This window comes from Bradyrhizobium sp. ORS 375, assembly GCF_000239775.1.
GTDB lineage: Bacteria > Pseudomonadota > Alphaproteobacteria > Rhizobiales > Xanthobacteraceae > Bradyrhizobium.
This window is the reverse complement of sequence record NZ_CAFI01000245.1, coordinates 1-9,873: the sequence shown is the minus strand read 5'-3', so window position 1 is coordinate 9,873 and position 9,873 is coordinate 1. Positions and strand designations below refer to the sequence as shown.

Sequence of the window (9,873 nt, the reverse complement as noted above, 5' to 3'; positions counted from 1 at the left end):
CCGCCGCCGGCCATGCCGCCGCCGGTGGTGCCACCTGGCGTGGTTGGGGCTGCGACAGCTCCGCCAGTGCCGTTGGCGATGTTCGGGTTAGCGCCGGCGGGCATGCCGGTGCCCTGGGCGATGCCATTGACCGCAGTCGCCGTCACGAAGCTCGTCGCGGACGTGACGTAGGCCGATCCGCCGATCGCGATGTTGTTGCCCGCAATGTCTCCGGCGTTGCCGATGTAGTTCGCGGCCGCAGCCTTCAGCATCGCCTGGTCGGTCGCCAGGGCGGCACCGGTGTCGCCGTTCATGATGCCCTGGAGCGCCTTCGTGGCCATGATGGTGTCGGACTGCAGAGCACCGGCGGCGAGCTCGTCGTCGAACCGACCCTTGAACACCGCACCTTGGGCTGCATCGAACGCGGCGCCGAAGTTCTGGTAGTTCGTGATCTGGTCGATCAGCGCCTGCGACGCCGTCCCCGTTCCATTTGCGACCGCAACCAGCTTCGCGCCGAGCGTATTGCCTTCGGCGAGGAAGCTCGCCCAGAAATTGGTCTGCGCCTGGTTGTCCTGGAACTTCGTGACGGTTCCGGTGAGCCCGCCCGGATCCTCCGCGAAGCCGCCGCCATGTCCCGGCATGCCGGTGCCGCCCGCCGCCTTGTTGAGGGCCGCATCGTTCTGAAACACGTCGATCATGTCGACGATGTTGTCGGCCGAGCCGCGTAGCGCCGTCGGACTGGCCATCGTCTCGGCAACGTCGTAGTTGTTCAGCTGAAGGTTTGCCTGGCTGAGCAGCGTCATCAGATGCAGTGTCGTCGTTTGCGCATCGACAGCGGTTTGGCCGGCTTCGATGGCGGCGAGCTTCGCCGGGTCATTCAGGATGTTCTGCAGGCCCTGCGTGATGGCCGTGAAATCAGCCTGGACCTGGTTGATGTTGTTCGCGCTCATACCACCCATCGACAGTGTCGCGACGGCGTTGAACACCGATCCGATGGCCGTCAGATCGCCTGCTGTTGCAGCTGCAAGATTGGTAGCGCTGTCGTTGCCGACGGTAAGGGGCTGGAACCCGATGTCCATGGCACCCGTATTGGCCAGGAATTGAACGCCGTTGAGAGCGGCCGAAAGGTGCGCATCCCCATGGATCTGTCCCAGGATCTGCATCTGCACGTTGTGGATGGTCTGATCGGCCTCGGCCAGCGTCGCCGGATTAGTCGTATTGGGCGCCGCGTTGATCAGCGTCGTGATCTCGTTCGACACCTGAGTGAGCACGGCAGTGTCAGTAGCATTCAGCGTGAACGCTTTGCCGCCCACGGTGACCTGGCCGGGATTCGCCAGCATCGCGTTGATGTCGTTCTGCACGGCATGCAGGTCGGTGGTGTAGCTGCCGAGGAACGGGTTGGAGTTGCCGCTGTTCTGCGGCGTCGAGAACAGGCCGGTCGAGATTCGAACGGCGTCGTTGAACACGACGCCGGCCTGCACGAGGTCGGTCGACAGGTTGAGCGCCGAGGCGCGAACGAGCAGGTTGGACGTGCCATTCGCCAGCGCCGTCGGGTTGAAGGTATTGGCTGCCATCAGATTATCTCCCCAAGTTTCAACCCGGCATCAGCTGCTTGGCGTAGAGGCAGCACGCGGGCGTTGATCGGGTTGCGACGTCTCGTTCACTCCTCGCAGAGCGGGCGAAATGTCGCAGCCTCAGAGCACCTGGGAATTATTTGCTCCAATGGGGCCAAAAGAAGCGCCGCCGAGTCCCCAAATATGATGTTGTTCGGGCATGGGCTCGGTGTCGCAGCCGGGTCACGGCAGCCTGTAGAAGTGTTCTAACTTGTTGATTTCCGTCGTGGCATCCTTGCAACATCAAATTGTGGTCGACGCGTCGGCGCACGGTCTGGACAAGAAGTTGCCCTGATCTTGCAGCCCCGATCCATCTTCACCTTAGAAGAGTTCCAGCACGATGGCTGCCTGTGGTGAGGAATGGAAGATGCATCTCGGCGAATCTCGGAAGCCCTCTTTGCTGCACCCGACCTCGCATCTTCCTTGCTCATCCTCGCTTCGTTTCACCCGGGAGCAGGTGAGATCTGAACCTCACCTCATCGCTCCCGGGATCTGATCAACGCAGCTGCTGCCGTTGCTTGTCCCGTTGGCTCAAGCCCACATGTGGTACATCGCGTGATGATGCGACATGTCGGGAGCGGCCGCCGCAGCCTGGCTTGTATGTGCGCCCTGGCTCGTGTGCGGGCCTTGGCCGTGATCGTGACAATGGTGCGGATCGCTGTGCTGCATGTTGTTGCTGCCGTTGTTTGCGGTGGTGGTGCCGCTCGACGTTCCGCCATTGGCCTGGCCGGCCGTTCCGCCGGCAGGCGTACCTCCGTTCGCGGCCGTCCCTCCGGCCGCTGCGCCGCCAGCCGCAGCTCCGCCCGCGGCTGTCGTTCCCGCCGCCGCAGTGCCGCCGGTGCCGTTGGCGAGGTTTGGCGTGGCCGTGACCGGAATGGTGCCGTGCGCCGTGCCCTTGATCGAGGTCGCCGCCGAGACCGTCGTGGCCGTGCCGACATAGGTGCCGCCATTGACGGGGATGTTGTTGCCGGACACGTCCATCGCGTCGGCCGCGAAGCCCTGGCCGGCAGCGGCGATCATCGCCTTGTCGGCGGCGAGCGCGGCGCCCGTGTCGCCGTTGAGGATGCCCTGCAGACCCTTTACGGCGGCTGCCGTATCGGCCTCGAGCGTGCCGCTGAGCAGCTCGTTGTCGAAGCGGCCCTGGAAGACCGCGCCTTGCGCGGCGTCGAAATTGGCGCCGAACTGCTGATAGTTCTGGATCTGCGTGATCAGCGCTGCGCTCGCCTGGGCGCCGCCGGTCGAGATCTTCTGCAAGGTTGCGTTGATGGTGTTGGCTTCGGCAAGGAACGCCGCCCAGAAGTTCGTCTGCGCCTGGTTGTCCTGGAACTTGGTGACCGTACCGGTCAATCCACCCGGATCCTCGGCGAAGCCGCCGGCATGGCCTGCATTGCCGTTGCCGCCAGCCGCGGTGTTGAGATTCGCGTCGTTCTGAACGATGTCGATGATGTCGAGCAGATTGTCGGCGGTGCCGCGCAAGGCTGCCTGATTGCCGGTCGTCGCGGCCTGATCATATTTGGTCAGCTGCAGGTTGATCTGTCCGAGCACCGTCTGCAGATGGATCGTGGTCAGCGCGGCTGCGTTCGCGGTCTCGCCAGCCTCGATCTGCGCGAGCTGAGTCTTGTTGTTGAGGATGGCCGTCAGTCCCTGCTGGACCGCGGTGAAGTCCGCGTGGACCTCGGCGAGATTGCCGGCGTTGATGCCGCCCGAGGCGACCTCGACGGCCTTGTTGAAGACCAGACCCACGTCCTTCAGGCTGTTGCCGGCCGTGGCCGCAGCAAGGCTCGCGGGATCGTCCGCACCGGCAGGCGACGTCTGGAACGCGACGTCCTGGCCGCCGGTGTTGGCGAGGAAGGGGACGTTGTTCAAGGCGTTCGCGAGGTGCGCGTCGTTATGAATCTCGCCCAGGATCTCCTGCTGTAGCGCGTGGATCGTCTGGCTTGCCGCAGCCGAGGTGCTGGCGTTGGCGAACTGGCCGGCTGCCTGCAGCAGTGTGCCTAATTGCCCCTCGACATTGGTCAGGACAGCCGTATCGGTGGCGTTCAAGGCGAACGTCTTGCCGCCGAGCGTGACCTGACCAGGATTGGCCAGCATCGCCGCGATATCGGTCTGCACCGCCGTGATGTCGGCCTGATAGCTCGCGAGGAAGGCGGGCGAGTTGCCACTGTTGGCGAGGCTGAAGAGACCCAGCGAGGCGCGCACCGCATCGTTGAAGACCACGCCGGCCTGCACCAGATCGGTCGAATGCTGGATCGCAGTAGCGCGGGTCAGGAGGTTCGACGTGCCGTTGGCAAGCGCGGTCGGGTTGAAATTCACCGGCGTCGTGCTGCCGGCGGGCGGCGTCGAGGAGGTGCCGCCGGTGCCGTTGGCGATGTTCGGCGTTGCCGTCACCGGGATGGTGCCCTGAGCGAGGCCGTGCACCGAGGTGGCCGTCGACACCGTGGTCGCCGTGCCGACATAGGTGGCGCCGCCGATGGCGATGTTGTTGCCGGAGACGTCCATGGCGTCGGCCGCAAAGCCCTGGCCGGCGGCAGCGAGCATGGCCTTGTCGGCGGCGAGCACCGCACCCGTGTCGCCATTGAGAATGCCCTGCAGGCCTTTCACGGCCGCCGCCGTGTCGGCTTCCAGCGTGCCGCTGAGCAGTTCGTTGTCGAAGCGGCCTCGGAAGACGTTGCCTTGCGCGGCATCGAAATTGGCGCCGAATGCCTGGTAGTTCTGGATCTGCGTCAGCAGCGCAGCGCTGGCCTGCGCACCGCCGGTCGCAATCTTCTGAAGGGTCGCGTTGATGGTGTTGCCTTCGGCCAGGAAGGCGGCCCAGAAGTTCGTCTGTGCCTGGTTGTCCTGGAACTTGGTCACCGTGCCGGTCAACCCGCCCGGATCTTCGGCGAAGCCGCCGGCATGTCCCGGCATGCCATTGCCGCCGGCCGCCATGTTCAGATTGGCGTCGTTCTGGATGATGTCGATGCTGTCGAGCAGATTGTCGGCAGTGCCGCGCAAGGCAGCCTGATTGCCGGTCGTCTCCGCCTTGGCATACTGATTGAGCTCGAGGTTGATCTGCCCCAGCACCGTCTGCAGGTGGATGGTGGTGAGCGCGGCGGCGTTCGCCGTCTCGCCGTTCTCGATCTGGGCGAGCTGAGTCTTGTTGTTGAGGATGTTGGTCAGGCCCTGCGAGATCGCGGTGAGGTCGGTCGTGACCTCCTGCAGATTGCCGGTGTGAATTCCGCCGGACGCGAGATCGACCACCTTGTTGAAGACGAGGCCGACGTCCTTCAGCGTGTTGCCGGCGGTCGCCGCTGCGAGCGTCGCGGCGTCGTCGGCGCCTGCCGGCGTATTCTGAAAGGCGACGTCCTGGCCGCCGGTGTTGGCGAGGAAGTTCACCTTGTTCAGCGCACCGGACAGATGCGCGTCGCCGTTGATCTCCTGCAGGATCTCCTGCTGGACCGCATGCAGCGTCTGGTCGGCAGCGGTGATCGTGGCCGCGTTGGTGGTCTGTGCGGCGGCGGTGATCAGGGTGGAGATCTGCGCCTGCACGTTGGTGAGGACCGCGGTGTCGGTGGCATTCAGCGTGAAGGTTTGACCACCGAGGGTGACCTGTCCGGGATTGGCGAGCATCGCAGCGATGTCGTTCTGCACGGCGTGCAGGTCGGTGGTGTAGCTGCCGAGGAAGGGATTGGAGTTGCCGCTGCCGGCCTGCGTGAACAGGCCGAGCGAGGCGCGGACTGCGTCGTTGAACACCACGCCTGCCTGCACGAGATCGGTCGATAAATTGAGCGCGGAGGCGCGCACCAGCAGGTTCGACGTGCCGTTGGCCAGGGCCGTCGCGTTGAAGGTGTTATTCGCCATGGATCATCTCTCCCCAAGTTCATCCGACGCCCGGCCGGGCCCCGTACCGAAACTGGCCAGACGATGCGGACTGCATCGGCCCTGCCGCCGCACGCGTTGCGCATCCGAGCCGCGCGCCGCGTGTGTGCGATGCTGTGTCGCGCGCCGTTGTGTCGCGCGTTACTTTGTCGCACCCGGCTATATGGTCGAAGCAATCGGGCCAAAAGAGGCGTGGGGGAGTCCGCAAATATGTTGTTGTTCGGGCATCGCGGAGCTGTGATCGATGCGCCGAACGAGCTGCCAAGTGACTGATTTTCAGCGGCAAGCCCAACGTGCGGGATGCGCGGATCTGACGCGAACTTCACCTTCTCGTCAAGATGTTGCCCGCATCTCGCCGGTCAGAGGACGTGTCGCAGATGGTGTCGAGAGGGGTGAGCGTCCGCGACGATGCGCAGTGAGCAGCCCGAACTTTGCCGCAACCGCGGGAATCCGGCGAGATCTTGGACGGGCAGTGCGATGCTTGGGGCGTTGAGCCGGCCGGCGTCGTCGGTCGCGACAGCTCAGGATGGCGGCGCTGATTGACGCTGGGCGAGCAGGGCGGTCCGGATCTTCTGCAGCAGGCTGGTGTAGAGCCCGTTCCAGGCGGCATCCTGCCCGTTCGCATCGAGTCCGCGTTTGGTGAGGCCGAGACTGATCCGGTAGACGGTCAGCGCGCCGTCGAAATTGCCGAGCGGGACGAGGGCGTCGCCCAGACTCTGATAGGACGCTGCCAGTGCCTGCTGCAGCGGCGGATCCCCGGGCGCGGCGTTGGCGAGCTGCGTCATCAGGGCCGCGTTGTTGCGACGTTGCTCGAAGGCTTCGGCATGGCGGCCCTGCGCTGCGAGCACGTCGGCCAGCAGAGCGTGGCACCACGCGAGATCGCGGCGAAAGGTCGGATTGCCGGGATGGGTCGCCGTCAGCTTATGGCTCATGGCCAGGCTGGCGGAATAGGCCGCATTCGCGCCCTGGAGATTTCGCTGAACGAACAGCACGGCGCCGATGCGGTTCAAGGCAACCGCGAGGTTGCGCTGGAAGCCCGCATGATCCGGATCGGCCTGGGTCAGATACCTGAGGATGTCGATGCTCTGCTTGTAGTTCTGCAGCGCGCCGGCCAAATCACTGGACGTCGCGTTTCGGTCGCCTTCTGCGATTTGTGCGGCGGCCTGATCCATCAATCTGCCGGCGGCAACGGTCACGCCGACGGCGAGGCCGCCGCGCGGGACGTCGCCGTGGGAGCGCGACAGCAGGGCAGCGAGCGCGATCGGCTCCTCCACGGTCGGGCGGGGTGGCTCTCCGGCTGCGTGTGCTGCGGCGTGCGGCATCGGCTGCCGCGTCGCCGCTGTCGGGATGCGCGGCTGCGGGCGCATGCCCTGTCCGAAGCCGGGGATCCTGCGCAACATGGCCTCGACCTGGTCGGCCGTGATCACGCGCGTGCATTCGAACTGCCGCGGCGTGTCTTTCCATCGCGGACACCACAGAGCATCCGTATGGTCGAAGCGATGATGCGTGTCATTCCAGCAGCTGTTGCAGGCGTGATGATTGATGATGCGGTAAGGCGTCGCGAACTCGTTGGTGGGATGGGTGAAGCCGCTGATGAGCACGACCGGGGTGCCGACGGCCCAGGCAAGCCAGGACAGTCCCGAGGACAGGCCGATGAAGACGTCAGCGTGCCGCAGCCAGCGGGCGCGCTCCTGCAGCGGCCTGTCGCCGGTCTGATCCTCGGCCTCGGCAGGAATCCGCGTCTGGAAAGCGCCGCGGCTGCTCTCCGCCTTCTGGTCGATGCAGATGACGCGATAGCCCGTGGCCCGGAGAAAGCCCACGATGCTCTCCCAGCCGTCCGGGTTGTTCCAATGCTTGCACTGCGTCGTCGCCTGCACGGCGATGCAGACATACGGCTCCGGGATCGGACGGCTGTCGTCGCCGAGCGCCACGCGCGGCGGGCTTTCCGCCGGATCAACGCCGAGAATATAGGCTGCGGAGCGGTGCAGGCCGACCTGTCGGAAGTCGCAGGGCTGATACACCTGTTCGATGTCGTCGAAGAACAGCGCGACGGAGTAGGTGGCGTAATAGCGCTCCGCCTGAACCATCTCGTGCGTCACGAAGGTGATGTCGGGATAGGCGGCGCCGAACAACGCGATCAGCGGCTCGCCCAACGCGCAGGTCAGGCGGCACTGGTGCAGCTCCTTGAACTTCACCGCATAGCTGAGCCAGCCGATGACATCGCCGATGGTACCGACCGGAAACTGGATCAGGACATCGCGCCCGTTGGCATCGTAGTCGTGGCGCAGCAGCAGCTCCTGACCACACCAGACCTCGAGCCGGAATGGAATGAAGTAGCGCTTGCTGCTGTTGACGAATCCTGAGCGCAGATCGATGTCGAACAGGACATTCGCGGTTTCGAGATCGCTCAGCCGGACATGCCAGGCCTGCCCGTTATCGGGCAGCATGACGCGACAGCCATCGTTGAAATCGAATCGAAGCCCCTGAGGGCCCTCCTGCGTCGGCACGGTCGACGGGGACGGAAGCCGAGGCTTCAACGGCAGCTCGGCCGCCGGTCTGCCCGGTTGGGCTTCAGCGTATGGGATTGCAATGGGCGGCCCCATCGTCGGGTCCGAGGTCCGGGAAAAATTTGCAATGTTCATGCTGAGGGACTGAAGCGGTCCGCGGTCCCCGCGAAAGGGAGCGCAGACCGCAGCTTGTCACATCCAATCACTCCACGAAGGCGCGGCGCCACTGATCGAGAACCGGCTTCATCAAATAGCTGAGCATCGTACGGGTGCCGGTCTGGACATAGACTTCCGCCTGCATGCCCGGCTTCAGATTGACGTCGCCGAGACGCTTGCGCTCCTCATCGGGCAGCGTGATCCTGACCGTGTAGAAGGTGGATCCGGTCCGTGGGTCGTTGGTGATGTCAGGCGACACGAACGAGACCTGGCCACTCAACTTCGGCGTCGTGTGCGAATTGAAGGCATTGAAGTGCACCATCGCGTCCTGTCCGGTATGGACGTGATCGATGTCCTTGGGCTGCACGTGCCCTTCCACCTGCAGTTCGTCCGAATCAGGCACCAGCTCCATGATGGTTTCGCCCGGCTTGATCACGCCGCCGATGGTGTGAACCGCGAGCTGGTGGATGGTGCCCGAATTGGGCGCGCGCATCTCGATGCGGTCGAGCTGGTCGCGTGCGGCGACGCTCTTTTCGACCAGATCACCTTCCTTGGCCTGGGACTCGCTGAGATCCTTGACCACTTCGCTGCGGAAGTCCTGATCGATCTTGACCGTCTGCAGCTCAGCCTCGCTGATCTTCGATCGCGTTTCGGCGACGCTCGATACCAGCTGGCCGCGCTCGCCGTCGATCCGCGCCGCTTCCCGCTGCAGCGTCGTCAGTCGCGTCAGCGGGACGAGGCGCTTGTCATAGAGATCCTGCACGCCGGCCAATTCACCCTTGATGAGATCGATCTGCTTGGTCTTGGAATCGAGCTGGGATTCCATGCCGCTGATCTCGTTGTTCAGCTGGACGATGCGGCCCTGCAGCAGCTCTTTCTGACTCTTGCGGGTGACCGCGCGCGCCTTGAACAGCGCGTTTTCCGACGCGATGACGGCACGGACGTTCGGGTCGTCGGCGCGTGAGGTCAGCGTCGCCGGATATTCCGGCTGCTCCAGACCGTCGCGCTCCGCCGACAAGCGGGCAATCTTGGCGCGTTGCTCGTTCAGCTGCTTGGTGATCGACTGCAACTGCGCCTGGCTCTGCGTCGCGTCGAGGCGAACGAGCAGGTCGCCGGCGGCGACACGTTTGCCATTGTCGACCTTGATCTCCGCGACGATGCCACCGGTTGGATGCTGGATGGCCTTGACGTTGGATTGCACGACGAGATTGCCGGGCACGACGACGGCGCCGGCCAGCGGCACCAGCGTCAGCCAGCCGCCGCCGAACACGGCGGCCACCAGCAGGACGCGCAGGCCGAGGCGCAATTCGTTCTCGAACATCCGGCCGACGCGCGGCACCAGCTGCTCGTCCGTATCATCGTCGAGATGGGCTGCTGTTCCCTGCGCCGCAATGAACGTCATGCCGGTCGTCAACGCGGTGCCGGCCGTGCCGACCAGTCGGCGGACGCCGGTTTGCGGAACGGCAGGCGCGTGGCCCATACGGGCAGGGAGGTTGTGCTGCCCGGTCAGCCGCGGCGCGTCGCCGAAGCCGCCATCGCGGCGTGCATCCCGGACGTCAAGCACGGCCGTATTATTGTTCGGCATGCGGGCAGGCGCATTGCGCGGCGGCGGTGCCAGCTCCGGCTCGTAGCCGCGCATCGGCGCGGACTGTTGCCAGTCCATCTCGCGGATGCCTTCGCCGCGCCGTTCCCGCGGTGCCTGGGCGCCGAGCCCGAACAGCGACAGCGCGCGGCCCATCGTGCTGCCCTTCTTCTTGCGC

Annotated in this window: 4 protein-coding genes; all 4 read right to left on the bottom strand. The window is 65.0% G+C overall.

The window, feature by feature from the left end; translation table 11 throughout:
* Window positions 1–1,553, bottom strand: a 1,553-nt coding sequence (locus tag BRAO375_RS19200; RefSeq protein ID WP_035641198.1) for a hypothetical protein, incomplete at its 3' end; no start/stop codon positions are given.
* 570 nt (window positions 1,554–2,123) lie between these two features.
* Window positions 2,124–5,432 (bottom strand): beta strand repeat-containing protein, encoded by a 3,309-nt coding sequence (locus tag BRAO375_RS19195; RefSeq protein ID WP_009029114.1) that lies wholly within the window; start codon window positions 5,430–5,432, stop codon window positions 2,124–2,126.
* Window positions 5,433–5,971: 539 nt separating this feature from the next.
* Window positions 5,972–8,092, bottom strand: a complete 2,121-nt coding sequence (locus tag BRAO375_RS19190; RefSeq protein ID WP_035641195.1) for an autotransporter strand-loop-strand O-heptosyltransferase — start codon at window positions 8,090–8,092, stop codon at window positions 5,972–5,974.
* 67 nt (window positions 8,093–8,159) lie between these two features.
* A partial coding sequence (locus BRAO375_RS19185; protein ID WP_052536106.1) for an HlyD family type I secretion periplasmic adaptor subunit occupies window positions 8,160–9,873 on the bottom strand: 1,714 nt, incomplete at its 5' end.

Coding starts and splice junctions, on each gene's coding strand:
- BRAO375_RS19190 (WP_035641195.1), bottom strand. CDS start 8,092: ATGAACATTGCAAATTTTTCCCGGACCTCGGACCCGACGATGGGGCCG.
- BRAO375_RS19195 (WP_009029114.1), bottom strand. CDS start 5,432: ATGGCGAATAACACCTTCAACGCGACGGCCCTGGCCAACGGCACGTCG.